The organism is Streptomyces sp. NPDC019224, assembly GCF_040632605.1.
Taxonomy (GTDB): Bacteria; Actinomycetota; Actinomycetes; order Streptomycetales; family Streptomycetaceae; genus Streptomyces.
In genome coordinates this window covers 70,587-95,296 of the sequence record NZ_JBEYCF010000005.1, presented here as the reverse complement: position 1 = coordinate 95,296, position 24,710 = coordinate 70,587, and the positions used below count along the sequence as shown (strand labels likewise).

Genomic DNA, 24,710 nt, shown 5'->3' with positions numbered 1-24,710 from the left:
GCCGGACGTGCGTCGGGGCGGCGCGGGCGTCAGACCGGCGGCCAGGGGATGGCCGGCCACTCGCCGCTCGGCTCCCGGTGCAGCCCGGTCGCCCGCAGGCCGCCCACGCGGGCCCGCAGGGCCTCGATCTCGGCCGCCGTGATGAGTTCGGCCAGCCGGGTGACCAGCGCGGTCCCGGGCTCCAGGTCCGCGGCCAGCCGGTCCAGGACCTCGACGGCCTCCGCGGTCAGGGGTTCGCCCGCCCAGCCCCACAGCAGGGTGCGCAGCTTGTCGTCCGCGTGGAAGGTCACACCGTGGTCGATGCCGTAGAGCCGGCCGCCGGGCGCGGGCAGCAGGTGCCCGCCCTTGCGGTCTCCGTTGTTGATCACCGCGTCCAGGACCGCGAGCCGCCGCAGCCGGGGGTCGTCCGCGTGCACCAGCAGGGCGGTCCGCCCCTCCCCCACCTCGGCGAACGCCACGGCCTTCCAGCCCTCGCCGGGCTCCTCCTCCTCGACGAGCGCGAGCAGCCCCGGCTCGTCCTCGCCCGGTTCCTCGGCCTCGATCCACAGCTGGCACATGCCCTGGCCGTACGGCCCCTCCCGCAGCACGGTCGGCGGCACCAGGCCCCACCCCATGGCCTCGGAGATCTCGTAGGCGGCCACCTCGCGCTGGGCGAGGGTGCCGTCGGGGAAGTCCCACAGCGGCTGCTCGCCGGCCACCGGCTTGTACACGCAGTACGCCTCCTCGCCCTCGTGGGCGACGGAGCAGTACAGCACCGCGTTGGACGCGCCGCGGACCTGCCCGAGGACGGTGAGCCGGCCCTCGGCCAGCAGGGTGGCCTGGCCGGTGCCGGTCAGGCGCCCCGGCGGTATCCGTTCTGGCGCGGGCATACGTGTCCTTCCGGGTCGAGCGGCAGGCTGCACAGGGGGCACGGGGGGCGGCCCGCGTTCACCACGTCCAGGGCGCGCTTGGCGAAGGCGCGGGCCTGGGCGCCGGTGAGCCGGACGCGGAGCATCGGCGGGCCGTTCTCCTCGTCCTGGAGCAGCCGCTCCTCGGCCTCGGCGAGGTCCTCGACGGAGTCCGCGTCCAGCTCGACCAGGGCCTGGGCCTCGACGATCATGCGCTGTTCCTCGCCGTCCCAGGCGAGCGCCATGGTGCCGACGCGGAACTCCTCCTCGACGGGGACGTCGAGGGGGGCGGTGTCGGTGACGTCCGTCGGGGCGACGGCGGGCACCGGGGAGTTCCCGCCGGTGCGCCGCACCACCTCGTCGAGCAGTTCGTCGACGCGCTCGGCGAGAGCGGCGACCTGGGTCTTCTCCAGGGCCACGCTGGTGACACGTCCGCCTGAGGATGCCTGCAGGAAGAACGTACGGCGTCCAGGCAGCCCGACCGTGCCGGCCACGAAACGGTCCGGGGGGTCGTAGAGGAACACCTGACGGGACACGTCCTGTCTCCCTTGAGAGTCGACGGCAGAAGAGGGTGGGCCGGAGGCTGGGAAAGCGTTCTACGGCGCGTCCACCCTACTGCGCGCGGCGATCACGGCGCCCCAGCGCCGCCCCCTACCGCCGCGTCCTGCGCGGCACCGGCGTCCGGGCCCGGTTCGCGGGGCGCGAGTCCGGCGAGGTCGCCCGTGTCGCCGAGGCGCAGCAGATAGGGGCGCAGCCGGGTGTAACGGATCGCGGTGACCGAGCACGGATCGGCCTGGACGCGCTGGAAGAGGTCCAGGTGCATGCCGAGCGCGTCGGCGACGAGGGACTTGATGATGTCACCGTGCGAGCACATGACGTAGACGGCGTGCTCGCCGTGCTCCGCCTCGATCCGTGTGTTCCACTCCCGTACCGCGTCGACGGCGCGGGCCTGCATGGCGCGCATCGACTCGCCGCCCGGGAACGCGGCGGCGGAGGGGTGCTGCTGGACCACGGTCATCAGCGGTTCGTCGGTGAGTTCGGCGAGTTTGCGGCCCGACCAGTCGCCGTAGTCGCACTCGCTGATCCGCTCCTCGATGTGCAGCGGCAGGTCCGGGCGGGCGTCCAGCAGGGGCGCCAGGGTCTCCCGGCAGCGTTGCAGGGGGCTGCTGACGGCGGCGGTCAGCGGCAGGGCGGCCAGCCGTCCGGGGAGCGCGGCGGCCTGTGCGGCGCCGCGCTCGTCGAGGGCGACACCGGGGGTCCGGCCCGCGAGGACCCCGGCCGTGTTGGCGGTGGAGCGTCCGTGGCGTACGAGGATCAGGGTGGGCATGCCGTCCAGCGTACGGGCGCGGCCCGGTTGCCCGGCCGGGCCGAAGGTGCGTACCGGGCCGGAAGCAGGGAAGAATGCGCGCCGTGATTGTCGACTGCGCCATCTACCGCGACGGACGCCGCACCGAGGGCCCCGCCGACTTCTCCGACGCCCTCGCCGAGGCGCGGGCGTCCGGCGACGCCTTCCTCTGGATCGGCCTGCACGAGCCGACGGAGAAGGAGTTCGACCTCGTCAGCAACGAGTTCGGGCTGCACCCGCTGGCCGTGGAGGACGCCCTGTCCGCCCACCAGCGGCCGAAGCTGGAGGTGTACGACGACTCGCTGTTCGCGGTGATCAAGCCGGTCCTGTACGACCACGACAGCGACACGGTCACCACGCACGAGCTGATGGCGTTCATGGGCGACTCGTTCGTCGTGACGGTGCGGCACGGCGAGGGCGCACCCCTGGCCGCTGTACGCCGCCGGCTGGAGGCGGAGCCCGAGGTGCTCAGGCACGGGCCGACGGCGGTCCTGTACGCGGTGAGCGACGCCATCGTGGACCACTACATAGACGTGGCGAGCGAGCTCCAGGTGGACCTGGAGGAGCTGGAGACGCAGGTCTTCGCGCCGAGCGGCACGGACGACTCCAAGAACACCGCGGCCCGCATCTACACCTTCAAGCGCCAGGTGCTGGAGTTCCGCCGGGCGACGGTGCCGCTGGCCGCGCCGATGGCCCGGCTGGCGAGCGCCGGCGTGCCGTTCGTCCAGGAACACGCGCAGCCGTTCTTCCGGGACGTGCAGGACCATCTGACCCGCGCCAACGAGCAGGTGGAGGGGCTGGACCGGCTGCTGTCCGACATCCTGTCCGCGCATCTCGCGCAGATGGGCGTGCGGCAGAACGACGACATGCGCAAGATCTCCGCCTGGGCGGCGATGGCCGCGGTGCCGACGATGGTCGCGGGGATCTACGGCATGAACTTCGACCACATGCCGGAGCTGCGGTGGGTCGGCTCGTACCCGATGGTGCTGCTGCTGATGGCGGGGGCGGTCGTGGGCCTGTACCGCCTGTTCAAACGGCGCGGCTGGCTCTGAGGGGCGGAGCTCAGGCGTACTCGGGCTCGGGCGTCGCGGGTCCGCCCAGGGCGTCGCGCCGGGTGGGGGGTGCCAGGCTGACCATGCGCCGCCAGCCGCCCAGGCGCTCGTACGCGTACATGGCGTGGATGCCCGCGGCGAGCACCCCGGCCTTCGGCCGGGACCAGCCGAGCACCCGGCCCATGTGGTCCATGACGGCGAGGCTGACGTCGCGGTAGACGCGGATCTCGGCGAGCGCGCACTCGCGCAGGATGCGCTGGATCGTCCGGCCGTGCCCGGCCCGGGCCAGGCGCAGCAGCTCCTCGTGGCAGTACGCCAGGTGGTTGTCCTCGTCGTTCGAGATCATCCGGACCGCGCGGCCGAGCTCGGGGTGGTCGGCGAAGTGCTTGTTCAGCAGCCGCATCTGCTCGGACGCGCGCTGTTCGGTCACCCGGCTGTGGGCCAGGTAGGTGATGACGTCGCGTTCGGTCAGGGGCGCGTCGCGGCCGAGCCGCTCGTGCGCGAGGCCGATGCCGCGCCGTTCGAGGAGCATCGTGTAGTCGGTGTCCGGCGGGACGGGGGCGGGGGTCAGGCCGCGCTTCCTGAGCAGGGCGTTGAAGATCCTGCCGTGCTTGTCCTCGTCGGCTCCGTGCCGGGCGATCTTGGGTGCCAGCGGGCGCTGGCTCGCGGGGACGAGGGCCGCGATCCGGCCGTTCTCCCAGCCGCCCTGGGACTCCCCGCTGGCCGCGATGGAGCAGAACAGCCGGAACGAATCGTCGTTGTCGAGGATCTCCTGGAACAGGTTCTTTGCCGAGAGCATCACTGCCACCTCCGTGCCGGCGTAGCCGAGCGCCAGTCAAATGCGCCCCGCCGCAGCGGGCAACAGGAGCGCTCGGCCACTGGGCCGAACGGGGCCGCCCACACGGGCGGCCATGGCGGGCGAACCGTTTTTGCGCGGACCCGTAACCAGGCCGCCCCGTCCGCGTTGTTCCGCGTGACGGCCGTGGCGGGGAGGACCCCCGAGCCCCCACCACGGCCGCGGACCCTCCCCGCGCTACGCGAGCCCGGCGCGCTCCAGCGCGCCCGTGCCGGTCCTGAGCGCGGCGATCCGCTCGTCGAGGGTGAAGCCGGCCGGCGCCAGGGTCAGCGTCGTGACCCCCACCTCCGCGTACGCCTGCATGCGCTCGGCGATGCGGTCCACGGAACCGAGCAGCGTGGTCTGGTCGATCAGCTGGTGCGGGACGGCGGCCGCGGCACCGCTCTTGTCGCCGGAGAGGTACTTCTCCTGGATCTCGGCGGCCGCCTTCTCGTACCCCATGCGCTGGGCGAGCCGGTTGTAGAAGTTCTGCCGCGCGCTGCCCATGCCGCCGACGTACAGCGCGGTGTACGGGCGGAACATGTCCGCGAGGCCCGGGATGTCGTCCCCGACGGCGAGGGGGACGGTCGGGCAGACGTCGAAGCCCTCCATCGTCTTCCCGGCCTTCTCCCGGCCGGCCCGCAGATGGCTGACCGCGGTCTCCTCCAGGTGCTCGGCGGACGGGAAGATCAGCAGCGCGCCGTCCGCGATCTCGCCGGTCTGCTCCAGGTTCTTCGGGCCGATCGCGGCGATGTAGAGCGGGATGTGCTCGCGCTGCGGGTGCACGGTCAGCTTGAGCGGCTTGCCGGGGCCGTCCGGCAGCGGGAGCGTCCAGTGCTCCCCCTCGTACGAGAGCCGCTCGCGGGTCATCGCCTTGCGGACGATGTCGACGTACTCCCGGGTGCGGGCCAGCGGCTTGTCGAACTTGACGCCGTACCAGCCCTCCGAGACCTGCGGCCCCGACACGCCGAGGCCGAGACGGAAGCGGCCGCCGGAGAGGGAGTCGAGGGTGGCCGCGGTCATGGCCGTCATGGCGGGCTGACGGGCCGGGATCTGCAGGATCGCGGAACCGACGTCGATGGATTCCGTCTGCGCGGCGACCCAGGCCAGCACGGTCGGCGCGTCGGAGCCGTACGCCTCGGCCGCCCAGCAGACGTCGTAGCCGAGCCGGTCGGCCTCCTGCGCGACGGCGAGGTTGTCGCCGTCCATCCCCGCGCCCCAGTAACCGAGATTGATGCCGAGCCGCATAACCGAACCCCTTACTGATCAGTAACGTCCCTGGGTTCCGGACTCTAGCGCGCGGGAGGGCGATCCGGCAGGGGGCCGCCCACACGCCGGTTGTCCACAGCCCTGCGACGCGTGGGGTCCCGGCCAGTAATCTCAGCGCCCATGGAGCAGAGGCATCTGGGCCGCACCGGCCTTCGAGTGTCCCGGATCGGGCTCGGCACCCTCACCTGGGGCCGGGACACCGACGAGCACGACGCTGCGGAGCAGCTGAAGGCGTTCTGGGAGGCGGGCGGAACCCTGGTCGACACGGCCGACGTGTACGGCGGCGGCGAGGCCGAGTACCTGCTCGGGCAGCTCGTGGACGGCCTGGTGCCCAGGCGCGACCTGGTCATCGCGACCAAGGCGGGCAGCGTCGCCGACCCGTACCGCAGGGTCGACGGCTCGCGCGGGCATCTGCTGGCGGCCCTCGACGCCTCGCTCGGCCGGCTCGGCACGGATTACGTGGACCTGTGGCAGCTCCACGCCTTCGATCCGGCGACCCCGCTGGAGGAGACGCTCCAGGCCCTGGATCTCGCCGTGTCCTCCGGGCGCGCCCGCTACGCCGGCGTGTCCGGCTTCTGCGGCTGGCAGCTGGCGAAGGCCGCGACCTGGCAGCTGGCGGCTCCGGGGGCGCGGACCCGGCTGGCCGCCACGCAGATGGAGTACTCGCTGCTCCAGCGCGGCGTGGAGCGCGAGGTGCTGCCCGCCGCGCTCGACCTCGGCGTGGGGCTGCTTCCCTCCTCGCCGCTGGGCCGGGGCGTGCTGACCGGCAAGTACCGCACCGGGACGCCGGCCGACTCGCGCGGCGCCTCCGAGCTGCTGGCCCGCTTCGTCGAGCCGTACCTCGACGAAGCGGCGGGCCGCATCGTCGACGCCGTGTCGACCGCCGCCGAGGGACTGGGCACCACCGCCGTCCAGGTCGCGCTGGCCTGGGTCAGGGACCGGCCGGGGGTGGTGGCGCCGATCGTCGGCGCGCGCAACGCGCAGCAGCTGACGGAGGCGTTGTCAGTGGAGACGCTTAGTCTTCCTGACGAGATCTGCCAGGCGCTCGACGATGTGTCGGCGCCCGTGCACCGCTATCCCGATCAGGACTGGAGCACGCTGTGACCGCGCTTCCCCGGGGGGAATCCCCCGGACCCCCGGCCACCGGTGACGACACCGCCACCACCCCGGACGAGCCCGCCACCGAGCCCGCGCCCGCCCCCACGGCGGGGACCGGGGCCGGAGTGCCGGAGGCGGACGGCACGGAGGCCGGCGACAGCGCGGCGGCCGACGCTACGGGCGGCGACCGGAGCGACGCGCAGGACGGCTCCGGCGCGGCGGGGGAGGCCGGCGGCCCCGAGGCGGACGGCCAGGGCGACGCCCCCGTGGTTTCCGAGGCCGAGGCCGAGCTCGCCGCCCAGCGCGAGTTGCGTGAGCAGATCGAGAGGCGCAAGGCCGAGAAGGACGGGCCGATCGACGCCGGGGCCAAGCTGAGCGGCACGGCGGCCGATCTGCTGGCGGCCGTCCGGGCGGTGGAGAGCGGCCAGAAGCCCGCCACGGCCTTCTTCGACTCCCCCGCCCCGCCGCCCGCCCGCCGGGCGGCTCCCGCCCCCGCGCCGGTACGGGAGCGGGCCCCCGAGCCCGCACCGGCGCCCCGGGCCGCCTCGCCCGGGGCCGTCACCTCGGTGGCGGCCGTGCTCTCGGCCGGCGGGGCCCCCGAGGCGCTGGCCCGGCCCGCCGCCGGTCTGCTCGGTGACCGGGCCGCCGAGATCCTGCGCGAGGACCCCTGGCAACTGCTGGCCCTGCCCGGCGTCGGACCCGATCAGGCGGACGGCTTCGCCCGGGCGCTGCTCGGCACGGCCTGCGGCCCGGACGACGAGCGGCGCACCGCCGCCCTGACCGGCTGGATCCTGGAGCAGGCCGCGCTCCGGGGCCACACCGCGCTGGACGCCGGCCAGGTGCGTACGGCCCTGGGCGGCCGGGGGGTCGGCGACCCCGACGCGGCCGTGCAGCACGCCGTCGCGGAGGGCGTCGTGCTGGTCTTCCAGGACGGGGCGGAGGACGCGGGCGACGACGAGGCGGAGGAGCCCGCCGAACCGGTCCAGGTCCTCCTCGGCCTCGACCGGTACGCACTGGCCGAGGAGAGCCTCGCCGACGGGCTGGCCCGCCTGGCCAACGGCGGCGACAAGGACGCGGACTGGTCGCAGGCGGCCGCCGACGCGCCCTCCCCGTCGGCGGCCGAGCTGATCCGCGCGGCCGGCGCCCACGGCCTCGTCGCGCACACGGGCGGCGAGGCGTCCCGCGCCGAGCCCGCCGCGCTGATCACCGCCGCCCGCGGGCTCGGCCTGCGGGCCCTGGGCGCCGCGCACAGCGTGGACGGCCGACGGCGGCTCGCCCGGGACACGGGCGATCCCGCGGCGGCCGTCACGCTCGCCGGCCTGCTGTCGGGCGCCGAGGGACCCGGCCGGGACGAGGAGGGGGCGCTCGCCCTCGACCTGCTCGTCGTGCTGGACGCGCCCCAACTGGACGTCGAGACCGGCGCGATGCTGGTGGAGTCCCTGGCCGACGGCGCCCGGCTGGTGCTCAGCGGCGACCCGGGCGTGCTGGGCTCGGCGGGTGCCGGGCAGGTGTTCGCCGATGTGCTGGCCGCCCGTGCCTGCCCCCGCGTCGTCTCCCGCACCCCGGACGCCGGCCCGATCGGCGAGCTGGTGTCGGGCATCGGCATCGGTGAGCTGAACCAGGTGGAGGCGCCGGGCAAGGAGGTCGTCATCGTCCCCGTGCGGGACGCCGGCGAGGCGGTGCACCGCACGGTGCAGCTCGTCGCCGACTCGGTGCCGCGTGCCCTCGGGGTGCCGTCCGGCGAGACCCAGGTCCTCACCGTCGGCCACGGCGGGGCGGCGGGCACCCGCGCGTTGAACGAGGCGCTGAAGCAGCGGCTCAACCCGGGCCCCGGCCGCTTCGGCGGCTTCGACCCGGGCGACCGGGTCGCCCATGTCCCGGCGCCGGGGCGGACGGTGCCCGGTGTCGTCGTGTCGGCGGACGCGGAGGGCCTGCACCTGGACTGTGCGGGGACCCCGGTCGTCGTACCGCAGGAGCGGGTGGCCGCGTCCGTGCGCCACGCGTGGGCGCTCAGTGCCCATCAGGCGGCCGGGATGCGGTGGCCGGCCGCGGTGGTGGTGCTGCCGGGCGACGCGGCCCGGGGGCTGAGCCGGCCGTGGGTCTACACCGCGTTCGGCCGGGCCGAGCGGCATCTGTCCGTGGTGCACGGCGTCGACCAGGCCCTGCCGCGCGCGGTGGCCGAGGTGCCCGCACAGGAGCGCACCACGCGCCTGCGGGCGCTCCTGGAGGCCTCGCAGGAGCGGTGAAGCGGCCGGAAGGCCCCGAGGGCGGCGGAGGGGCCCCGCGGACGTCCGGCGCGTCCGCGGGGCCCCTCCGGCCGTTTCCGGTACGGGCGGTCAGCCGAGGCCGTGTGCCGGTCCCTCCGGGTCGTCGTCGAGATCGTCCTCGTCGAAGACCGCGCTGACGTCGAAGCGGCAGACCACCAGTTCCGGGTCCGCGTCGTCGAACGGGGCGGCCAGCCACTCCCCCGGTTCCGGGAGCTCGTCCGCCGCCGCGACCCAGAGCGTGGAGTCGCCCTCCTCCAGGCCGAACTCCGTGTGCCGGGAGGCGATCTCGTCCGCCTCGTACTCCCCGAAGAGCACCCCCAGCGCGGCGTGGACACTGCCGCCGACGACCGCGTCGCCCCCGCCGTCCCGGTCGTCCGGGTCCGCGTCGGCGAGGCGCTGGGCCTGCGCCAGCAGCCGCTGGGGCTCCACCACCGCGTAGTCGCGGCGGATCAGCACGCTGAGCGCGTGCGGCTCGTCGGGGCCGTTGTAGGGCGGCAGGGAGTCCTGCTCCCCCGGGATCTCGAAGGGGGTGACCTCGTCGTGGCGGTCGTAGAGGAGTTCGTCGTAGGCCTCGGCCGCGGCGGCCAATGCGTTGAACGCGTCGTAGACAGCGGGATCATCGTCCCCCGACCGGCGTTCGACCGCCGCGAGGTGGTGGTCGATCGCGGCTTTGACCGCATCGGCGGCGGCGCGTACCTCGGCAGCGGTGGGCTGCGCAGCATCAGACATGGGGCAGACGCTATCCGTACCGGGCCCTTGCCCGCACAATGGATTCGATGCCGGAATACGAATTTGTCGATGTGTACGTACCACGCGGGGTGTCCCGGAAGGACACGGCCCGCCTGTTGACCGACCATGCCGAGTACGGGCACTGGGAGCTGGACCGACTGACGCTGCGCCGGGACGGCAGCCGCCGCGTGCGGCTGCGCCGCCGGATCATCCGTCAGCTGCGGGCCACGTGGTGAGCCGGACGGACCGGCCGCAGCCCGTCTGAGCACGCGGAACGGGCCCCGCCGTCCCGCGCGGGGCCCGTTCTCCTCGTCTCGTCGTGCTCGCTGCCGTCAGGCGGCGGCCTTGGCGCGGCGGTAGAGCACCGTGCCCGCACCGGCCAGCAGCAGGCCCGCGCTCGCCGGGATGAGCAGGTCGAGCCCGCCCGCTCCGGTGTGGGCGAGCTGCGGCGTCTCCGGCACGGTCTCCGGCACGGTCTGCGGCTCGGGCGCGTTCGGGACGTGCGGCTCGGGAGCCGGCGGGGTGATGTGGCGGACCGGGGGTTCCGGAACGTCGACCGGCGGCGTGCTCTCGTTCTCGCACGTGTTGCCGATCGCGGGGTTCAGCAGGCCGACGACGTCGATGCTGTTGCCGCAGACGTTCACGGGAATGTCGATGGGCGCCTGGATCTGGTTGCCCGAGAGCAGACCGGGTGACCCCTGCGTGTACCCCTCCGCGGTGGCCCCGCCCCCGCTGGTGCCGCGGACGGCCCGGTGCTTGCCGGTGCCCGCCTTCGCCCCCTGGCCGTGCTTGTCGGCGGCCCGGTTGCCGGCGTGGCTGCCGGAGTCCGAAGCGGAGCCGTGCCGGCCGGCGGACGCGCCGTCCGAACCGTTTCCGCAGGCGTTGCCCGCGGCCGGGTTGAGCAGTCCGACGACGCTCACGGAGTTTCCGCAGACATTGACCGGCACGTCGACCGGAATCTGCACCGAATTCCCTGAAAGCACCCCCGGGGAATTCGAAGCGCCGCCGGACGCTCCCGCGTCGGCGTGCGCGTAACCGCCGCCGAGGGCGAGAACGCCGCCCGCGGCCGCCATGGTGATCAGGCCTTTTCGCGTGACCTGTCGCATAGGTGTTTCCTGCCTTCTACCTTCCGGAGTACCCCCGGACTACCGTGCGGAGGCAAAGGACCCGACGGCCCCGGGGCACATGGCGTGCGCTCCGGGGCCGAGCGGGCTCAAACCCTTACGGGTTGACGCGCAACGTCAGTCGTTGATGCAGACGTTGCCGAAGGCCGGGTTCAGCAGCCCGATCACGTTGATCGTGTTGCCGCACACGTTCACGGGAACGTGGACGGGAACCTGGATGACGTTGCCCGAGACCACGCCGGGGCTGCCGATGGCGGCACCCTGGGCACCCGAGTCGGCGACGGCCATACCGGCACCCGCGAGCACCAGGCCGCCGGTGGCAGCCGCAGCAGCGACGATCTTCTTGATCATGATTCCTCCTAGTTGGCAAACACGGTCCCAGCCGCGGACCGCATCACCTGTAACGAGGAGGGGGTGACGGGGCTACGAGCCAAACGCTCCATTCACTCGTTCTGGTTATAGGCGTACATCCTGGCGAATTACGTCGCCGGGATCAGCTGTGGTCGATGAAACGGTCCAGGACGCGGGCCCCGAATTTCAGGCCTTCGACCGGAACCCGCTCGTCCACGCCGTGGAACATTCCCGCGAAGTCGAGCTCCGGCGGCAGCTTCAGCGGGGCGAATCCGAAGCAGCGGATGCCGAGATCGTCGAAGGACTTGGCGTCCGTGCCGCCCGAGAGCATGTACGGCACGGCGCGGGCGATCGGGTCCTCGGCCTTGAGGGCCGTCTGCATCGCGTCCACGAGCGCGCCGTCGAAGTCGGTCTCCAGAGCCTTGTCCCCGTGCACGTCCTCACGCCGGACGCGCGGGCCGAGGATGCGGTCGAGGTCGGCCAGGAACTCCTCCTCGTAACCCGGCAGGAAGCGCCCGTCGACGTGGGCGGTGGCCTGCCCGGGGATCACGTTGACCTTGTAGCCGGCGCCCAGCATGGTCGGGGCCGCGGAGTTGCGCAGGGTGGCGCCGACCATCTTGGCGATGCCGCCCAGCTTGGCGAGCGTGCCGTCCATGTCCTCCGGGTCCAGCGGGGTGCCGAGCGCGTCCGACAGTTCGTCCAGGAAGGAGCGGACCGTCTTGGTCACCCGGACCGGCCAGGTGTGCCGGCCGAGCCGCCCGACCGCCTCGCACAGCTCGGTGATCGCGTTGTCGTCGTTGGTCATGGAGCCGTGGCCCGCCGTGCCCTCCACGGTCAGGCGCATCCAGTGCATGCCCTTCTGGGCCGTCTCGACGAGGTAGAGCCGCAGGTTCTCGTTGACGGTGAACGAGAAGCCGCCGACCTCGCCGATCGCCTCGCTGACGCCGTCGAACAGGCCGGGGTGCTTGTCCACGAGATAGCGGGCCCCGTACGTGCCGCCCGCCTCCTCGTCCGCGAGGAAGGCCAGCACGATGTCGCGCGGGGGCTTGCGGCCGCTGCGCATGCGCTCGCGCACCACCGCGAGCGTCATCGCGTCCATGTCCTTCATGTCGACCGCGCCCCGGCCCCACACGCAGCCGTCCGCGATCTCGCCGGAGAACGGGTGGTGGGTCCAGTCGTGGGCGTTGGCCGGGACGACGTCGGTGTGGCCGTGGATCAGCAGGGCCGGCCGGGACGGGTCCTCGCCCTCGATCCGCGCCACGGTGGAGGCCCGGCCCTTGTGGGACTCGAAGATCTTCGGTTCGAGGCCGACCTCGGCGAGCTTCTCGGCCACGTACTCGGCGGCCGCCCGCTCACCGGGGCCGGAGTGGTCGCCGTAGTTGCTGGTGTCGATCCGGATCAGGTCACGACAGAGGTCCACCACCTCGTTCTCGGCGGTCTCGCCCGAGCCGCTCCGGGCCGCATTGCTCTCGCTCACGCTGGTTCCTTCCCTGTCGCCGTGGTGCTCCCCCTCATCCTCCCGCGTGCCGCCCGCGCGCCCAAGGGGCCCCGCGGCTCGTCATGCGGCCTTCACACGGGACCGGGCGTGATCGAGCACCCTCGAATGTTTGCTATGGTTTTCCACGTCGGAACGGGCGAGGCCCGCGAGACAGACACCTTGTCCGGGTGGCGGAATGGCAGACGCGCTAGCTTGAGGTGCTAGTGCCCTTTATCGGGCGTGGGGGTTCAAGTCCCCCCTCGGACACCAGCCACAGGCCCACGATTCCTCGGGAATCGTGGGCCTGTGTCATTGTGCGGCGGGTCGGCCCGTGCCGGAAGGCGGCCGCCCGGGGCGTCATGTGACCCAAGGGCGGACGTGAAGGTCGGGGTTCGGACGGATGGGCCGGACCATCTCACCGAACACCCCGTGGTGAACCGGTTTCTCCGCTCGTCAGCATGATCACAGTGCGTCGCCGCCGACCGAGGAGAGACATGAGCCGCACCGGCACCGACCCGCTGCGCCGGGGCGCGAATCCGCGCCCCGGGGCCCTGCGGACAACCAGCGTTCCGGTGTCCGGCCGGAGCCCCCGGTGAGGGGCCGGGCGAAGCCGCCGCCGTCGCCACTGCCCCAGCGCGACGGCGTGGACCCGGTCCGGGTGCGGCTCCCGGCCGACCCGGAAGGGCGGTGGGCGACGGTCCGGGATCACCTTCTGGACCGGTTCGCCGGGGCGATCGGCGCGGACCGGGTCGAGGCGCTGCTCGCCGGTGGCCGGTTCGTGTCGACGGAGGGCCCGGTCTCCGGCGGCGAACCGTACGCGGCGGGGCGCTACCTGTGGTTCCACCGGGACTTCGCCCCGGAGGAGCCGGTGCCGTTCCCGGTGGGCGTGGTCCACCGCGACGAGCATCTGGTCGTCGCGGACAAGCCGCACTTCCTGGCGACGATGCCGCGCGGCCGGCACATCACCGAGACGGCGGTGGCCCGGCTCCGCCGCGACCTGGACCTGCCGCGACTGCAGCCCGCGCACCGGCTGGACCGGCTGACCGCGGGGCTGGTGCTGTTCGTGGTGCGGCCCGGGGAGCGCGGGGCGTACCAGACACTGTTCCGGGACCGGCTGGTGCGCAAGGAGTACGAGGCGGTGGCCCCGTACGATCCCGGGCTCGTCCTGCCGCGTACGGTGCGCAGCCGCATCGTGAAGGAGCGCGGGGTGCTCGCCGCGCGCGAGGAGCCAGGAGAGCCGAACAGCGAGAGCCGGATCGAGTTGCTGGAGCACCGGCGGGGGCTCGGCCGCTACCGGCTGCTGCCCGCCACGGGGCGCACGCACCAGCTGCGGGTCCATATGAGCTCTCTGGGCCTGCCGCTGGTCAACGACCCGGTCTATCCGGTGGCGGAGCCGGACGCTCCGCCCGGTGACTTCTCGCGTCCGCTGCAACTCCTGGCCAGGGTGCTGGAGTTCACCGATCCGGTCACGGGAGAGCCGCGCCGCTTCGAGAGCGGGCTGCGGCTCTCCGCGTGGCCGGAGGGCTGAGAGACCGTCGGGCCGTCAGTGGCCGCGGGCGATCCACTCGTCCAGGTACGGGGCCTCCGCGCCGATGGTGGTGGAGTCGCCGTGCCCGGTGCGCACCGAGGTCTCCGGGTCCAGGGTGAGCAGCCGGTCCCTGATGGAGTCGACGATCACCGGGAAGGACGAGAAGGACCGGCCGGTGGCTCCGGGCCCGCCCTGGAAGAGGGTGTCGCCGGTGAAGACGGCGGCCAGTTCGGGGGCGTACAGGCAGACCGCGCCGGGGGCGTGCCCCGGGGTGTGCAGCACGGTCAGCGTGGTGCCCGCGACGGTGATCTCCTGGCCGTCGGCCAGTTCGCCGTCGGGCGCCCGGTCGGGGTGGGTCTGCTTCCACAGCGGCAGGTCGTCCGGGTGGAGCAGGACCGGTGCGCCGGTGGCGTCGGCGAGGGCCGGGGCGGCGTCGATGTGGTCGTTGTGCGCGTGGGTGCAGATGATGGCGCGCAGCGTGCGGTCGCCGAGAGCGGCCTCGATGGCGGCGGCGTCGTGGGCGGCGTCGATGACGACGGCCTCGGTGTCGTCGCCGACGATCCAGACGTTGTTGTCGACGTCCCACTCGCCGCCGTCGAGGGCGAAGGTGCCGGAGGTGACGAGGTGGTCGATGCGGGCGGCCATCAGAGGACCACCACCGAGCGCAGGACGTCGCCGTCGTGCATCCGGCCGAAGGCCTGCTCGATGTCGCCGAGGCCGATGGTCTCCGTGACGAACGCGGCGAGGTCGAGGCGGCCCTGCTGGTGCAGGTCGATCAGCATCGGGAAGTCGCGGGAGGGCAGGCAGTCGCCGTACCAGGAGGACTTGAGCGAGCCGCCGCGGCCGAAGACGTCGAGCAGCGGGAGTTCGAGCTGCATCTCGGGGGTGGGGACACCGACGAGGACGACGGTGCCGGCGAGGTCGCGGGCGTAGAACGCCTGCTTGTACGTCTCCGGGCGGCCGACGGCCTCGATGACGACGTCGGCGCCGTTGCCGCCGGTGAGTTCGCGGATGGCCTCGACGGGGTCGGTGGAGCGGGAGTTGACGGTGTGGGTGGCGCCCATCGACTTCGCCGTCTCCAGCTTGCGGTCGTCGATGTCGACCGCGATGATCCGGGCCGCGCCGGCCAGCCGGGCGCCCGCGATCGCCGCGTCGCCGACGCCACCGCAGCCGATGACGGCCACCGAGTCGCCGCGCCCGACCTGGCCGGTGTTGATGGCGGCGCCGATGCCCGCCATGACGCCGCAGCCGAGGAGTCCGGCGACGGCCGGGGAGACCTCGGGGTCGACCTTGGTGCACTGGCCGGCGGCGACGAGGGTCTTCTCGGCGAAGGCGCCGATGCCCAGGGCCGGGGAGAGCTCGGTGCCGTCGAGCAGGGTCATCCTCTGCTTCGCGTTGTGCGTGTCGAAGCAGTACCAGGGGCGTCCGCGCAGGCAGGCGCGGCACTGGCCGCACACGGCACGCCAGTTGAGGACCACGAAGTCGCCCGGGGCCACGTCGGTGACGCCCTCGCCGACGGACTCGACGACGCCCGCGGCCTCGTGGCCGAGGAGGAAGGGGAACTCGTCGTTGATGCCGCCCTGCTTGTAGTGCAGGTCGGTGTGGCAGACGCCGCACGCCTGGACCTTGACCACGGCCTCACCGGGGCCGGGGTCCGGGATGACGATCGTCTCGACGCGCACCGGTTCGTTCCTGCCCGGTGCGATGACCCCTTGTACGTGCTGCGGCATTCCCGTGGACTCCCTTTTTCCCGACTCTTCACCGAGACCGGTGCTCCCGGCTTCCCGGGATCGATCACGGGCAACGGTACGCCGTGCGGGAGGGCGGCCGGTCTCAGGGCGCGAGAACGTCCAGCTCGTGCAGGGCGCCGACGGCGATCTCCTTCGTCAGGCGCTCCGCCTCGGCCGGGTCGCCCGCGCGCACGGCCTCGGCGAGCCGGACGTGGAGGGTGACGGCCGCCGGGTCGGGGTCCTCGAACATCACCTGGTGGTGGGTGCGGCCCGCCAGGACCTCGGCGACCACGTCGCCCAGGCGCGCGAACATCTCGTTGCCGGAGGCGTTGAGGACGATGCGGTGGAAGGCGATGTCGTGTTCGAGGTAGCCCTCCAGTTGCCGGCCGCGTGAGGTGGCGACCATGCCGAGGGCGCGCTCGGTCAGCTCGGCGCACTGCTCGGGGGTGGCGTTGCGGGCGGCGAGCGAGGCGGCGACCGGTTCGACCGCGGAGCGCAGGACGGTCAGGGAGCGGAGCTGGCGGGGGCGGTCGGCGCCTGCCAGCCGCCACCGGATGACCTGGGGGTCGTACACGTTCCACGCCTCGGCCGGCCGTACGGTCACACCGACCCGGCGGCGGGACTCGACCAGGTGCATGGACTCCAGGACCCGGACCACCTCGCGGACGACGGTGCGCGAGACGTCGAAGCGCCGCGCCAGTTCGTCCGTGCGCAGCACCTGGCCGGGCGGGTGCTCCCCGGCGGCGATCTCCAGGCCCAGGGCGTCCAGGACATGCGTGTGGAGTCCCTGGGCAGGTGTGGTCATGGCCTCAGAGTACGGGGCGGCCCGCACGGCCATTAAGTACGACGTTTATGTCACACCCCCTTGAATAAGTCGTACGTATGAGTTTCAGTGGCGCGACGGACCGATGTCGAGGAAGACATCGAAGAGACAGCGAGGCACCGCAATGAGCACCCCCCACGTCGTCGTGGTGATGGGCGTGGCAGGGACCGGCAAGACCACGATCGGTCCCCTGCTCGCCGCCGCACTGGGCGTTCCGTACGCCGAGGGCGACGACTTCCATCCCCCCGCGAACATCGCCAAGATGTCGGCCGGCACCCCGCTGGACGACGCGGACCGGTGGCCCTGGCTCGACGCGATCGGGCAGTGGGCGCACGGCCGGGCGGGGCTCGGCGGGGTGGTCAGCAGCTCGGCCCTCAAGCGCGCCTACCGCGACCGGCTGCGCCGCGAGGCCCCCGACGCCGTCTTCCTGCACCTGGCCGGTGACCGGTCCCTGATCGAGAAGCGGATGGCGGGCCGCAAGGGCCACTTCATGCCGACCGCGCTCCTCGACTCGCAGTTCGCCACCCTCCAGCCCCTGGAGGACGACGAGGCCGGCGTCGCCGTGGACGTCTCCGGCACCCCCGAAGAAATCACCCAGCGAGCCGTCGCCGCGTTGCGCCGGCTCGACAGCTAAGGACCCCCCACGTGACCAGTCTCAGCGTCGAGATGCTGGCAGCGGACGCCGTCGAACCGATCACCTCGGCAGGCAACGCGCAGTTGGGCATCGCCGTACTGGCGGGCATCGCCGTCATCGTCCTGCTCATCACCAAACTCAAGATGCACGCGTTCCTCGCGTTGACCATCGGCTCGCTGGCGCTCGGCTCGTTCGCCGGCGCCGCGCCGGCGAAGACGATAGCGAGCTTCACCGCGGGCCTCGGCTCGACCGTCGCGGGCGTCGGTGTCCTCATCGCGCTCGGCGCGATCCTGGGCAAGCTGCTCGCGGACTCCGGCGGTGCCGACCAGATCGTCGACACGATCCTGGCGCGGACGAGCAAGCGGGCCATGCCGTGGGCGATGGTCCTCATCGCCTCGATCATCGGCCTGCCGCTGTTCTTCGAGGTCGGGATCGTCCTGCTGATCCCGGTCGTGCTGCTCGTCGCCAAGCGCGGCGACTTCTCCCTGATGCGCATCGGCATCCCGGCCCTGGCCGGCCTGTCCGTGATGCACGGCCTCATCCCGCCGCACCCCGGCCCGCTCGTCGCGATCGACGCGCTGGACGCCAACCTCGGCGTCACGCTGGCCCTCGGCGTGGTCGTGGCCATCCCGACGGTGATCCTGGCCGGCCCGGTCTTCTCCCGCTACGCCGCCCGCTGGGTGGACATCCAGGCGCCGGAGAAGATGATCCCGCAGCGCCCCTCCGAGGAGCTGGAGCGCCGCCCCGGCTTCGGCGCCACCCTCGCGACGATCCTGCTCCCCGTCGTGCTGATGCTGGTCAAGGCGCTCGTGGACATCGTGGTGGACGACCCGGAGCAGGGTCTCCAGAAGGTCACCGACGTGATCGGCTCCCCGCTGATCGCGCTGCTCGCGGCCGTGATCGTCGGCATGTTCACGCTGGGCCGGGCCGCCGGGTTCACGAAGGCGCGGCTCTCCACCACGGTGGAGAAGTCCCTCGCCCCGATCGCCGGTGTGCTGCTCATCGTGGGCGCGGGCGGCGGCTTCAAGCAGACGCTGATCGACGCCGGCGTGGGCCGGATGATCCTGGACCTCTCCGAGGACTGGTCCATTCCCGCCCTGCTGCTGGGCTGGCTGATCGCCGTCGCGATCCGGCTCGCGACCGGCTCGGCGACCGTGGCGACGATCTCGGCGGCCGGTCTGGTCGCCCCGCTCGCGGCCGACATGTCGACCTCGCACGCGGCCCTGCTGGTCCTCGCCGTGGGCGCGGGCTCGCTCTTCTTCAGCCATGTCAACGACGCCGGGTTCTGGCTGGTGAAGGAGTACTTCGGCATGGACGTGGGCCAGACGGTGAAGACCTGGTCGGTGATGGAGACCATCATCTCCGTGGCCTCGCTGGTCTTCATCCTGCTGCTGTCACTGGTCCTCTAGCCGGTCCGCCGCCCGCTCGGCGGGTGCCCACAGCGGGTGCTCGCGGCGGGCCCATTCCCGGCCCACCGACCCGGAGCGCATGCCGCGGCGTGCCTCCGGGTCGGCGTACGCCATGGCGATGTGGCCGGCCAGCACGAGGCCGGCCGCGAGGGCCAGCCAGTCGTGGACGAAGGTCGCGGCGGTGCGCCACACCAGCGGGGCGAAGCCGGGGAACCACATCAGCAGCCCGGTGCCCGCCATGACGAGCACCGCCCCGGCGATCCACGCCGCGTACAGCTTCTGCCCGGCGTTGAACTTCCCGGCCGGCCGGGAACCGGCCCGCCGGTCGCGCCGGAGCGCCGCCCGCAGCCACTGCCGGTCGTGCGGCCCGAAGCGGTTGAGCCGCCGCAGATCGGCCCGCAGCGACCGCGCCGCCAGCCCCGCGAGCAGCGGTACGGGGATCAGCAGCCCGGACCACTCGTGCACGGTGACCACGAGGTGGCGGCGCCCGACGAGTTCGGCGAGCTGCGGCACGTACAGGCAGGCGGCCGAGGCCACGCACAGCAGTGTCAGCGCGGCCGTGGCCCGGTGCACCAGGCGCACCGGGCGGCCGAACCGGTGCACCCGGCCGGCCTGTTCAGACGGTGGGGGCGTCGTCACGGCCGTTGGACCGGCCGACCCAGGCGTCGACGTCATAACCGAGCTTCTCCCAGTAACCGGGGCGTACGGAGTCCGTGACGGTGATCCCGGAGAGCCATTTCGCCGACTTGTAGAAGTACATCGGGGCCACGTACAGCCGTACCGGCCCGCCGTGGGCGTGGGACACGGGCCCGTCGTCCATCCGCAGCGCCACGAGCACATCGGCCCGGCGGGCCTGGGCGAGGGTCAGGCTCTCGCTGTAGGTCCCGTCGAAGCAGGTGAAGCGGACGGCCTTCGCCCCGGGCCGCACCCCGGCCGCGTCCAGCAGGGCGGAGAGCCGTACGCCCTCGAAGGCGGTTTCCGGCACCCGCCACCCGGTGACGCACTGGACGTCCCGGACGATCCGGGTCTGCTCCATGCGCCGCAGGGCGTCCAGGGTGTACGTGGCCGGGCGGTCGACGAGCCCGTCGACCTTCAGCCGGTAGTCGGCGGCGCCCCTGGCCGGTACGGAGGAGGCGACGGAGTAGTAGCGGAAGCCGCCGCCGTTGGGCAGCAGGCCGGTGAGCCCGGTGGGGTCCTTGCCCGCGACGGCGCCCAGGCCCGATTCGAGCGTCCGCTGCAGGACGGGCGCGGCGACGAGGCCCGCGGCGCCGAGGCCCAGCATGGCCAGGACCACGCGACGGCCGACGGGGGCGCCGACGCCGTCCTGGCCGCCGGTTTCCTGGCCGTCGGTTTCCTGGCCGTCGGTTTCCTGGCCGGAGCCGTCCGGGCCGTCCTCGGGAGGGGAACTGTTCACTCCCCGATTCGAGCACCCGGGGCGCCCGGACGCCAGGGGCTGTGCCCGGCCGTCACCGTCCCGTCAGATTTACCGCGCACCGGGCCGGAGCCGGGTGCCAGACTGGCGCCATGCCGAACCGTGAAGCGCTCAAGCCCTTCCTGCTCGCCTTCCCCGGCCCGCTGCGCGACCAGCTGGTCGCGGCGGTCCTGGACGGGCGGAAGGTGTCCACCTCCGGCCTCCTCCTGGAGTACGAGATCGAGAAGGAGGAGCTGCCCCCGGTCGGCGAGCGGTCCGCGCTCATCGACTCGGACGGCCGGGAGATCGCGGTCCTCGAAGTGACCGGGGTGCGGGTGCTCCGCCTCGCGGAGGTCGATCTCCGGCACGCGCTGGACGAGGGCGAGGGCTACACGTCGGTCGCCGAGTGGCGGGCGGGCCACGAGCGCTTCTGGCACAGCGAGGAGATGCGCGACGCGCTCGGCGACCCGGAGTTCACGGTCGACGACGACACGATGATCGTCGCCGAGCGGTTCCGGGTGGTCGAGCGCATCGGGGCGGTCGCGGAGGGCTGAGCGAGCACGGGCCCGAACGCGCTCACCCCACCTCCGCGTCGGTCCGCTGCCGGCCCCCGCCCTTCACCAGACCCAGGCGGCGCCGGAGCGCGAGCAGCCGGGGGTGGCGTTCGTGCAGCTCGGCGGAGCGGCGGTCGAGTTCCTGCCCCAGGCGCTCGGCGCGCTTCTCGATGTCGAGCTCGTCCAGGATGCGGTCCACCTCGGCGAGCAGCGCGCCGTGCAGCTGCCACTTCCTGGGGTGTTCCTGGACCGCGGCCAGCAGCATGTCCGCCACCAGGTCGCGGGTCGCCCGGCTGGTGGTGAGCGCGTCGGCGAGCCGGTCCTCGGCCTCCTCGGCGTTGGCGGCCACCGGGGTGGTGATGAGCAGCGAGAAGCTCTCGATGGCCCCCGCCATCTGTTCGAACAGTTCCGTGAGGTGCCCGGCGACCTCGGCCGGGAAGAGGGGTTCGTCGCCCCGGTCCTTGGCGAGGTCGGTCAGCGTTCTGGACAGCACCCGCACGACGACCGCGCAGATCTCCAGCGTGTCCAGACCGGTGCGCAGCACCACGCGGTGAAGCAGCCCCTGCCGCACCCTCGGGTTGTACATGAGGCTTTCCTCGGCCTGCCGCAGGGAGGCGTCCACCTCGACGATGTCGTGGTCGAGGCGGCGGGCGCGGTGCAGCCGGTCGGCCGCCTCCGGGACGGTGACCGGACGGGCGAGGTCGCTGCCCAGGTCGTGGAACATCCGTCCCATCTCGCGGGCCAGTCCGTCGATGGACGCCCCCGCGGTCTGCACCCAGACGGGCGGGGCGAACAGCAGGTTGAACAGCAGGCCCACACCGGCGCCGATCAGTGTCTCGTACACGCGCTCCCACGCCATGCTGGATCGCGCGGTTCCCGAGGTGACGCCGAGGACCAGCATGGCGCTGATCGCCACCTCGGGGACGAACTCGTCGACGCGGACCAGTCTGCCGATGATCAGCGCCGTGAAGATGGTCAGCCCCAGGCTCCACCAGGAAATGCCGACCAGGGCGCTGAAGCCGCTCGCGATGAGCACGCCGACGACGACGGCCACCACACGCTTGACCGACATGTTGACGGTGGCGTAAAGGGTGACCTGGACGACGAGCAGCGCGGTCAGCGGTGCGGTCAGGGGCACGGGCTCGGTCAGCGTCACGGTCGCCACGGCATAGGCGATCACCGCCGCGCCCGTGGAGCGCAGGATCTGCGCCGCCACGGGCTCCGTGGTGCGCCGGACGAGATTGATGACGGGTTCGGCTACTCCTGGCATCTTCTTCCCATGCCCGGACAGAGGCGTCTCCCCACGGTTCCGGCCCCGGAACCCCACCGGACGGACGCGCCCGGAGCGGGAAGCCCTCAGCCGACCGCCTTCGCCGCCGCACGGCCCGCCGCCCGGCCGGAGAAGATGCAGCCGCCGAGGAAGGTGCCCTCCAGCGAGCGGTAGCCGTGCACCCCGCCGCCGCCGAAACCGGCCGCCTCGCCGGCCGCGTACACGCCGGGAAGCGGGGTGCCGGCCCCGGTCAGGACGCGCGAGGACAGGTCCGTCTCCAGGCCGCCGAGCGACTTGCGGGTCAGGATGTTCAGCCGTACGGCGATCAGCGGCCCGGCCTTGGGGTCGAGGATGCGGTGGGGCGCCGCCGTGCGGATCAGCTTGTCGCCGAGGTAGGCGCGGGCGCCCCGGATCGCGGTGATCTGGAGGTCCTTGGTGAAGGGGTTCGCGATCTCCCGGTCCCGGGCGGTGATCTCGCGACGCAGCTCGTCCTCGTCGATGAGGCCCTCCCCGGTGAGGGCGTTCATACCGCGTACGAGGGCGCCGAGGTCCTTCTCGACGACGAAGTCCACGCCGTGGTCCATGAACGCCTTGACGGGGCCGGGCACGTCGGCGCGGGCCCGGCCGATCACGTCGCGGACCGACTTGCCGGTCAGGTCCGGGTTCTGCTCGGAGCCGGAGAGCGCGAACTCCTTGCCGATGATCTTCCGGTCCAGGACGAACCAGGTGTGGTCGTGGCCGGTGCGCATGATGTGTTCGAGGGTGCCCAGCGTGTCGAAGCCGGGGAAGAGCGGGACGGGCAGCCGCTTGCCGGTCGCGTCCAGCCAGAGGGAGGAGGGACCGGGCAGGATGCGGATGGCGTGCTTGTCCCAGATGGGGTTCCAGTTCTCGATGCCCTCGGTGTAGTGCCACATCCGGTCGCGGTTGATGTGGTGGGCGCCCGCCTCCTCGGCGATGCCGAGCATCAGCCCGTCGACGTGCGCGGGGACCCCGGAGAGCAGCTTGGCCGGCGGGGTGCCGAGCCGTTCGGGCCACTGCTCGCGTACGAGGTCGTGGTTGCCGCCGATGCCGCCGGAGGTGACGATCACCGCCTGGGCCCTGAGCTCGAAGGTGCCGGCGGCCTCGCGGCTGCTCGCGGTGCCGCGCGGGGCGGCGCTCGGCTCCAGGATCTCGCCGGTCACCGTGTCGACGGCGCCTCCGGTGCGGGCGAGACCGGTGACCCGGTGGCGGAAGCGGAAGGTGACCAGGCCGCTGGCGACGCCCTCGCGGACCCGGCGCTCGAAGGGGGCGACGACGCCGGGTCCGGTGCCCCAGGTGATGTGGAAGCGGGGGACGGAGTTGCCGTGGCCGTTCGCGTCGTAGCCGCCGCGCTCCGCCCAGCCGACGACGGGGAAGAACCGCACGCCCCGGGCATGCAGCCAGGAGCGCTTCTCACCGGCGGCGAAGTCGACGTACGCCTCGGCCCACTTGCGCGGCCAGTGGTCCTCCTCGCGGTCGAAACCGGCCGTGCCCAGCCAGTCCTGGAGGGCCAGTTCGTGGCTGTCCTTGACGCGCATCCGGCGCTGTTCGGGCGAGTCGACGAGGAAGAGGCCGCCGAAGGACCAGTGCGCCTGGCCGCCGAGCGACTGCTCGGGCTCCTGGTCGAGCAGGATGACCGAGCGGCCCGCGTCCACGAGTTCGGCGGTGGCGACGAGCCCCGCGAGTCCCGCCCCGATCACGATCACATCAGCGTCGTACGCCATGGCTTCCATCCTTGTCGGGGCCGGGGGCTGTCCTCGAAGGCCCCACCGCCGCGCGACGCCCGGCACGCACGGCCGCCCGCCGGGTGACGAGGGGAGGTCGAGGACAGGCCCTCACGGAGTTACTGGTGCGTCAGATCTTCGGCACCGCTTGTGCCCGCGTCAACCGCCCGGTCGGACGCGCTGTCCCCGCGCCGGCCGGGGCCCGGCGTTATCGTCGAACCACATCACCCTCTTCCGGCCTGACGTGGAGTGGACAAGCGTGTCGGTGCTGGTCGTCGTGCTCGCCGTGACTGCCGCCTGCTGCCTGGGCTTCGGCTTCGTGCTCCAGCAGGCCGCCGCCGCCCATGCGCCCAAGCGCGACTACCTGACGTTCCGGCTGCTGCTCGACCTGATGAAGGTGCGCAGCTGGCTGGCCGGCATCGGCTTCATGGTGTGCGGCATGGTGCTGGGCGCGCTGGCGCTCGGCAAGGGCGAGGTCTCCGTCGTCGAGCCGCTGCTGGCGACCAATCTGCTCTTCGCGATGGCCCTGTCCCGGCACCGCACCGGCCAGCGGCTGGGCCGGCAGGGCTGGGCGGGGCTCTGGCTGCTGGCCGGCGGGGTCGCCGCGTTCCTGCTGGCGGGCGAGCCGGAGGGCGGCGAGGCGGTGTCGAGCCCGCTGCGGCACTGGCTGGTGGTGGGTGTGGTCGTCGGGCTCGCCCTGCTGCTCACCGCGATCGCCAAGCGCCGGCGGTCGGGAGCGTCCCCGGCGCTGCTCGCGGTGGCGGCCGGGCTGCTGTACGGACTGCAGGACGCGCTGACCCGGGTCAGCGGACAGCGCTTCTCGGCCGCGGGACTGGCGGGCCTGATGACGTCCTGGCAGCCGTACGCGGTGGTCGCGCTCGGGGTGACGGGTCTGCTGCTGGTGCAGAGCGCCTTCGAGACGGGCCCGCTGCGGATGTCGCTGCCCGCCCTGACGGCGGCCCAGCCGCTGGCCGGGATCGCCTGCGGGATCGGGTTCCTGGGCGACCAGGTGCGGACCGACACGGGTGCGCTGGCCTGGCAGGCCGCCGGGCTCGCGGCGATCGTGACCGGGATCGTGCTGCTGGGACTGCACCCGGCGATGCCGGAGGGACCGGTGCGCCGTGGCACGCACAGCCTCCGGCGGCGTTGACCGCAGGGCGGCGCCCTCCTGGCGG

Annotated in this window: 25 protein-coding genes and 1 tRNA gene; 10 read left to right on the top strand and 16 right to left on the bottom strand. The window is 73.1% G+C overall.

Going from position 1 to position 24,710, the window contains the following annotated elements; translation table 11 throughout:
- Positions 1-29: 29 nt before the first annotated feature.
- From ABZ564_RS05110 to ABZ564_RS05100, 3 genes are all read right to left on the bottom strand, one after another.
- On the bottom strand, positions 30-869 hold the full coding sequence (locus ABZ564_RS05110; protein WP_360849630.1) for an SCO1664 family protein: 840 nt from the start codon (positions 867-869) through the stop codon (positions 30-32).
- Positions 833-1,423: a DUF3090 domain-containing protein gene (locus ABZ564_RS05105; protein WP_073967969.1), complete on the bottom strand. Its 591-nt coding sequence runs from the start codon at positions 1,421-1,423 to the stop codon at positions 833-835. Before ABZ564_RS05105 ends, ABZ564_RS05110 begins: the two co-directional genes overlap by 37 nt.
- A gap of 92 nt (positions 1,424-1,515) precedes the next feature.
- Positions 1,516-2,214 (bottom strand): histidine phosphatase family protein, encoded by a 699-nt coding sequence (locus ABZ564_RS05100; protein WP_360849626.1) that lies wholly within the window; start codon positions 2,212-2,214, stop codon positions 1,516-1,518.
- A gap of 74 nt (positions 2,215-2,288) precedes the next feature.
- Here ABZ564_RS05100 and corA point away from each other — a divergent pair, with 74 nt between their 5' ends.
- On the top strand, positions 2,289-3,284 hold the full coding sequence (corA, locus tag ABZ564_RS05095) for a magnesium/cobalt transporter CorA (protein ID WP_360849623.1): 996 nt from the start codon (positions 2,289-2,291) through the stop codon (positions 3,282-3,284).
- Between the two features lie 10 nt (positions 3,285-3,294).
- Here the strand turns inward: corA and ABZ564_RS05090 are convergent, their stop codons facing one another.
- Both ABZ564_RS05090 and ABZ564_RS05085 read right to left on the bottom strand, forming a co-directional pair.
- A complete protein-coding gene (locus ABZ564_RS05090; protein ID WP_360849620.1) occupies positions 3,295-4,083 on the bottom strand; it encodes a ferritin-like domain-containing protein in 789 nt (262 codons plus the stop codon).
- Positions 4,084-4,317: 234 nt separating this feature from the next.
- Positions 4,318-5,367 carry an LLM class F420-dependent oxidoreductase gene (locus tag ABZ564_RS05085; RefSeq protein WP_360849617.1) on the bottom strand — a complete coding sequence of 350 codons (1,050 nt, stop codon included), beginning with the start codon at positions 5,365-5,367 and terminating at the stop codon, positions 4,318-4,320.
- A gap of 141 nt (positions 5,368-5,508) precedes the next feature.
- Between ABZ564_RS05085 and ABZ564_RS05080 the strand changes: the two genes are divergently transcribed.
- Positions 5,509-6,492, top strand: a complete 984-nt coding sequence (locus tag ABZ564_RS05080; protein ID WP_360849612.1) for an aldo/keto reductase — start codon at positions 5,509-5,511, stop codon at positions 6,490-6,492.
- On the top strand, positions 6,489-8,732 hold the full coding sequence (locus tag ABZ564_RS05075; protein ID WP_360849609.1) for a helix-hairpin-helix domain-containing protein: 2,244 nt from the start codon (positions 6,489-6,491) through the stop codon (positions 8,730-8,732). The genes ABZ564_RS05080 and ABZ564_RS05075 overlap by 4 nt, the downstream gene beginning before the upstream one ends.
- 90 nt (positions 8,733-8,822) lie before the next feature.
- Here the strand turns inward: ABZ564_RS05075 and ABZ564_RS05070 are convergent, their stop codons facing one another.
- On the bottom strand, positions 8,823-9,482 hold the full coding sequence (locus ABZ564_RS05070; RefSeq protein WP_360849606.1) for a hypothetical protein: 660 nt from the start codon (positions 9,480-9,482) through the stop codon (positions 8,823-8,825).
- Positions 9,483-9,529: 47 nt separating this feature from the next.
- Here ABZ564_RS05070 and ABZ564_RS05065 point away from each other — a divergent pair, with 47 nt between their 5' ends.
- Positions 9,530-9,718, top strand: coding sequence for a DUF5703 family protein (locus tag ABZ564_RS05065; RefSeq protein WP_018103708.1), 189 nt, complete (start codon positions 9,530-9,532; stop codon positions 9,716-9,718).
- Positions 9,719-9,814: 96 nt separating this feature from the next.
- Here ABZ564_RS05065 and ABZ564_RS05060 read toward each other — a convergent pair whose 3' ends face one another.
- The 3 genes from ABZ564_RS05060 to ABZ564_RS05050 form a co-directional block, all read right to left on the bottom strand.
- Entirely contained in the window at positions 9,815-10,588 is a 774-nt protein-coding gene (locus tag ABZ564_RS05060; protein WP_360849603.1) for a chaplin, read from the bottom strand.
- 135 nt (positions 10,589-10,723) lie between these two features.
- Positions 10,724-10,957: a chaplin ChpH gene (gene chpH / locus ABZ564_RS05055; RefSeq protein ID WP_111333523.1), complete on the bottom strand. Its 234-nt coding sequence runs from the start codon at positions 10,955-10,957 to the stop codon at positions 10,724-10,726.
- Between the two features lie 142 nt (positions 10,958-11,099).
- Positions 11,100-12,434: a M20/M25/M40 family metallo-hydrolase gene (locus tag ABZ564_RS05050; protein ID WP_360849599.1), complete on the bottom strand. Its 1,335-nt coding sequence runs from the start codon at positions 12,432-12,434 to the stop codon at positions 11,100-11,102.
- Positions 12,435-12,616: 182 nt separating this feature from the next.
- Here ABZ564_RS05050 and ABZ564_RS05045 point away from each other — a divergent pair.
- A tRNA-Leu gene (locus ABZ564_RS05045) sits at positions 12,617-12,704 on the top strand.
- A gap of 322 nt (positions 12,705-13,026) precedes the next feature.
- Positions 13,027-13,962, top strand: coding sequence for a pseudouridine synthase (locus tag ABZ564_RS05040; protein ID WP_360849596.1), 936 nt, complete (start codon positions 13,027-13,029; stop codon positions 13,960-13,962).
- Positions 13,963-13,977: 15 nt separating this feature from the next.
- On the opposite strand, the gene ABZ564_RS05035 is transcribed toward ABZ564_RS05040, so the two are convergent.
- The 3 genes from ABZ564_RS05035 to ABZ564_RS05025 form a co-directional block, all read right to left on the bottom strand.
- Complete coding sequence (locus tag ABZ564_RS05035) at positions 13,978-14,607, bottom strand: MBL fold metallo-hydrolase (RefSeq protein ID WP_360849592.1); 630 nt, start codon at positions 14,605-14,607, stop codon at positions 13,978-13,980.
- Positions 14,607-15,692, bottom strand: a complete 1,086-nt coding sequence (locus tag ABZ564_RS05030; RefSeq protein WP_360849588.1) for an S-(hydroxymethyl)mycothiol dehydrogenase — start codon at positions 15,690-15,692, stop codon at positions 14,607-14,609. The genes ABZ564_RS05035 and ABZ564_RS05030 overlap by 1 nt, the downstream gene beginning before the upstream one ends.
- A gap of 103 nt (positions 15,693-15,795) precedes the next feature.
- Complete coding sequence (locus ABZ564_RS05025; protein ID WP_360849584.1) at positions 15,796-16,497, bottom strand: FCD domain-containing protein; 702 nt, start codon at positions 16,495-16,497, stop codon at positions 15,796-15,798.
- Positions 16,498-16,639: 142 nt separating this feature from the next.
- Between ABZ564_RS05025 and ABZ564_RS05020 the strand changes: the two genes are divergently transcribed.
- The gene (locus ABZ564_RS05020; RefSeq protein WP_360849581.1) at positions 16,640-17,149 is read left to right on the top strand and encodes a gluconokinase; all 510 of its coding nucleotides are present in this window, start codon (positions 16,640-16,642) and stop codon (positions 17,147-17,149) included.
- Positions 17,150-17,160: 11 nt separating this feature from the next.
- The gene (locus ABZ564_RS05015; protein WP_360849578.1) at positions 17,161-18,558 is read left to right on the top strand and encodes a gluconate:H+ symporter; all 1,398 of its coding nucleotides are present in this window, start codon (positions 17,161-17,163) and stop codon (positions 18,556-18,558) included.
- Here the strand turns inward: ABZ564_RS05015 and ABZ564_RS05010 are convergent.
- Positions 18,544-19,233 carry a cytochrome b/b6 domain-containing protein gene (locus ABZ564_RS05010; protein WP_360849575.1) on the bottom strand — a complete coding sequence of 230 codons (690 nt, stop codon included), beginning with the start codon at positions 19,231-19,233 and terminating at the stop codon, positions 18,544-18,546. The genes ABZ564_RS05015 and ABZ564_RS05010 overlap by 15 nt on opposite strands.
- Entirely contained in the window at positions 19,175-19,840 is a 666-nt protein-coding gene (locus tag ABZ564_RS05005; RefSeq protein WP_360849931.1) for a molybdopterin-dependent oxidoreductase, read from the bottom strand. The genes ABZ564_RS05010 and ABZ564_RS05005 overlap by 59 nt, the downstream gene beginning before the upstream one ends.
- A 242-nt stretch (positions 19,841-20,082) precedes the next feature.
- Here ABZ564_RS05005 and ABZ564_RS05000 point away from each other — a divergent pair, with 242 nt between their 5' ends.
- Positions 20,083-20,523 (top strand): ASCH domain-containing protein, encoded by a 441-nt coding sequence (locus ABZ564_RS05000; RefSeq protein ID WP_360849572.1) that lies wholly within the window; start codon positions 20,083-20,085, stop codon positions 20,521-20,523.
- Between the two features lie 22 nt (positions 20,524-20,545).
- Here ABZ564_RS05000 and ABZ564_RS04995 read toward each other — a convergent pair whose 3' ends face one another.
- The gene (locus ABZ564_RS04995) at positions 20,546-21,793 is read right to left on the bottom strand and encodes an aromatic acid exporter family protein (protein ID WP_360849569.1); all 1,248 of its coding nucleotides are present in this window, start codon (positions 21,791-21,793) and stop codon (positions 20,546-20,548) included.
- An 86-nt stretch (positions 21,794-21,879) separates the two neighbouring features.
- Positions 21,880-23,535 (bottom strand): FAD-binding dehydrogenase, encoded by a 1,656-nt coding sequence (locus ABZ564_RS04990; RefSeq protein WP_360849566.1) that lies wholly within the window; start codon positions 23,533-23,535, stop codon positions 21,880-21,882.
- A 259-nt stretch (positions 23,536-23,794) separates the two neighbouring features.
- Between ABZ564_RS04990 and ABZ564_RS04985 the strand changes: the two genes are divergently transcribed.
- Complete coding sequence (locus tag ABZ564_RS04985; protein ID WP_360849928.1) at positions 23,795-24,685, top strand: DMT family transporter; 891 nt, start codon at positions 23,795-23,797, stop codon at positions 24,683-24,685.
- Positions 24,686-24,710 lie beyond the last annotated feature (25 nt).

Excerpts from the sequence above, each read along its gene's own strand:
- ABZ564_RS05110 (WP_360849630.1), bottom strand. The coding sequence starts at position 869 with ATGCCCGCGCCAGAACGGATACCGCCGGGGCGCCTGACCGGCACCGGC.
- ABZ564_RS05100 (WP_360849626.1), bottom strand. The coding sequence starts at position 2,214 with ATGCCCACCCTGATCCTCGTACGCCACGGACGCTCCACCGCCAACACG.
- corA (WP_360849623.1), top strand. The coding sequence starts at position 2,289 with ATGCGCGCCGTGATTGTCGACTGCGCCATCTACCGCGACGGACGCCGC.
- ABZ564_RS05090 (WP_360849620.1), bottom strand. The coding sequence starts at position 4,083 with ATGCTCTCGGCAAAGAACCTGTTCCAGGAGATCCTCGACAACGACGAT.
- ABZ564_RS05085 (WP_360849617.1), bottom strand. The coding sequence starts at position 5,367 with ATGCGGCTCGGCATCAATCTCGGTTACTGGGGCGCGGGGATGGACGGC.
- ABZ564_RS05080 (WP_360849612.1), top strand. The coding sequence starts at position 5,509 with ATGGAGCAGAGGCATCTGGGCCGCACCGGCCTTCGAGTGTCCCGGATC.
- ABZ564_RS05070 (WP_360849606.1), bottom strand. The coding sequence starts at position 9,482 with ATGTCTGATGCTGCGCAGCCCACCGCTGCCGAGGTACGCGCCGCCGCC.
- ABZ564_RS05065 (WP_018103708.1), top strand. The coding sequence starts at position 9,530 with ATGCCGGAATACGAATTTGTCGATGTGTACGTACCACGCGGGGTGTCC.
- ABZ564_RS05060 (WP_360849603.1), bottom strand. The coding sequence starts at position 10,588 with ATGCGACAGGTCACGCGAAAAGGCCTGATCACCATGGCGGCCGCGGGC.
- chpH (WP_111333523.1), bottom strand. The coding sequence starts at position 10,957 with ATGATCAAGAAGATCGTCGCTGCTGCGGCTGCCACCGGCGGCCTGGTG.
- ABZ564_RS05035 (WP_360849592.1), bottom strand. The coding sequence starts at position 14,607 with ATGGCCGCCCGCATCGACCACCTCGTCACCTCCGGCACCTTCGCCCTC.
- ABZ564_RS05030 (WP_360849588.1), bottom strand. The coding sequence starts at position 15,692 with ATGCCGCAGCACGTACAAGGGGTCATCGCACCGGGCAGGAACGAACCG.
- ABZ564_RS05025 (WP_360849584.1), bottom strand. The coding sequence starts at position 16,497 with ATGACCACACCTGCCCAGGGACTCCACACGCATGTCCTGGACGCCCTG.
- ABZ564_RS05020 (WP_360849581.1), top strand. The coding sequence starts at position 16,640 with ATGAGCACCCCCCACGTCGTCGTGGTGATGGGCGTGGCAGGGACCGGC.
- ABZ564_RS05010 (WP_360849575.1), bottom strand. The coding sequence starts at position 19,233 with ATGACGTCGACGCCTGGGTCGGCCGGTCCAACGGCCGTGACGACGCCC.
- ABZ564_RS05005 (WP_360849931.1), bottom strand. The coding sequence starts at position 19,840 with ATGCTGGGCCTCGGCGCCGCGGGCCTCGTCGCCGCGCCCGTCCTGCAG.
- ABZ564_RS05000 (WP_360849572.1), top strand. The coding sequence starts at position 20,083 with ATGCCGAACCGTGAAGCGCTCAAGCCCTTCCTGCTCGCCTTCCCCGGC.
- ABZ564_RS04995 (WP_360849569.1), bottom strand. The coding sequence starts at position 21,793 with ATGCCAGGAGTAGCCGAACCCGTCATCAATCTCGTCCGGCGCACCACG.
- ABZ564_RS04990 (WP_360849566.1), bottom strand. The coding sequence starts at position 23,535 with ATGGCGTACGACGCTGATGTGATCGTGATCGGGGCGGGACTCGCGGGG.